At 69.4% G+C, this 1,907-nt stretch carries 1 protein-coding gene; it reads right to left on the bottom strand.

The genetic code is table 11. The features are described 5' to 3' along the window. The coding region (locus tag ACZ5CR_RS44155; RefSeq protein WP_468869005.1) for a condensation domain-containing protein at positions 1–1,907 on the bottom strand (1,907 nt) is incomplete at both ends.

Raw genomic sequence — 1,907 nt, 5'->3', positions numbered from 1 at the left:
CAAACAACTCCACCACCGAAGACGACTCCGCCTCCACCGCGGTGTCGTTCCAGTCGGTGAGTATCCGGTCCCGCTCCTGCGGGTCGAACGCGTCCACCGCGTGCAGGCGTACGTCCGGGTCCGCGGTCACCGCCTCCAACACCCGCACGAACCGCTCGGCGATCGCAGTCACAGTCGGCATGTCGAAGAGGTCCGCAGCGCCGGTGACGACCCCACCCAGACCCGCCGGGCGGCCCTGGTCGTCGAAGAGCTCCGACAGGCTGACATCAATGTCGAACTTCGCCATGGGCAGGTTCGATGCGATCGGCCGGGCGGTGACGCCCCCCAGCTCCAGGGACACCTGCGCCGTGTTCTGGAGGGTGAGCAGGACCTGGAAGAGCGGGTGGCGGGCCAGCGACCGCTCCGGCGCCAGCTCCTCCACCAGCCGCTCGAACGGCACGTCCTGGTGCGCGAACGCGTCCAGGCTCGCCCGGCGGACCCGGCCCAGGATCTGCCGGAACTCCGGATCGCCGGACAGATCAGTGCGGATCACGAGCGTGTTGACGAAGAACCCGATCAGGTCGTCCAGCGCCTCGTCGGTGCGCCCCGCGGTCGGCGACCCGATCGGGATGTCCGTGCCGGCCCCGAGCCGCGACAGCAGCACCGCCAACGTGGTCTGCAGGACCATGAACGTCGTCACACCTTCGGCCCTGGCCACCTCTACCAGCCGCTGATGCACGGAGGCCGGCACAGTCAGCGGCACCCGATGTCCCCGGTCACCCGACATGGCGGGACGCGGTCGGTCCGCCGGCAGCGTCAGTTCCTCCGGCGCCCCGGCCAGCGCCCGCCGCCAGTAGTCCAACTGGACCGACATCCGACTGTCCGGGTCGGACTCCTTCCCCAGAAGCTCACGCTGCCAGAGGGTGTAGTCCGCATACTGCACCGCCAGCGGCTCCCACACCGGAGCCTCACCCCGCAGCCGCGCCTCGTATGCCGTCGACAGGTCTCGTGTCAGCGGACGGTGGGACGAGGCGTCGGTGGCGATGTGATGCACGACCAGGATCAGCACATGCTCGTCCGGCGCGGTCGTGAGCAGCGACGCACGGATGGGCACATCCGAGGACAGTTCGAAGGTGGAGCGGGCCGCCTCCATCCTGGCCTTGTCCACGTCCTCGCGTGCGACGTGGTGGACTGCCAGCCCCCAGTCGAGCTCCCCCGGATCAAGGATTCGCTGGTACGGCTCGCCGTCCGTGTCGGGGAATACTGTGCGCAAAGATTCGTGGCGCTTCAACAAATCCCGCAAGGCGGCGTCAAGTGCGGTCACGTTCACGGCTCCCCGCAACGCCACAGCCATGACGTTGTTGTAGGAGAGGCCAGAATTCTCCAACCTTGACAGGAACCACAACCTACGCTGCGCGAAGGACAGCGGCGGCCGTTGGGGACGGGCACCCGGCGACAGCTCGAGCCTCACCCCGTCCGCGTGTGTTCCGGCGAGCCACTCGGCGAGCCCGGCCACCGTGGGCTGTTCGAACAGCACCGACAGCGGCAGCTCCGCGCCCAGCAGGACGCGGATGCGCGACAGCAGCCGGACGCCGAGCAGGGAGTGCCCGCCGAGATCGAAGAAGCTGTCGTCCAAGCCCACCGTCTCAAGGCCCAGCACCTCGGCAAACGCCCCGCACAGGAGCTCCTCCTGGACCGTCGTCGCGGTACGCCCGGCGCCGGTGCCACTCCCGTAGTCGGGGGCCGGAAGCGCCTTGCGGTCGAGCTTGCCGTTGCCGGTCAGCGGCAGCTCGGGCAGGGTCACCACGGCCGTCGGGACCATGTAGTCCGGCAGCTGCCGCGCGACAAGCTCCCGCAGCACTGTGCCGTCGGACGCGTCGCCGTCGGCGGCACCGTCGGCCCGGACGACATACGCCACCAGCCGCACG

The sequence above is a fragment of the Streptomyces sp. NPDC031274 genome (assembly GCF_055570235.1).
This window is presented reverse-complemented; position numbering and strand designations above follow the sequence as displayed.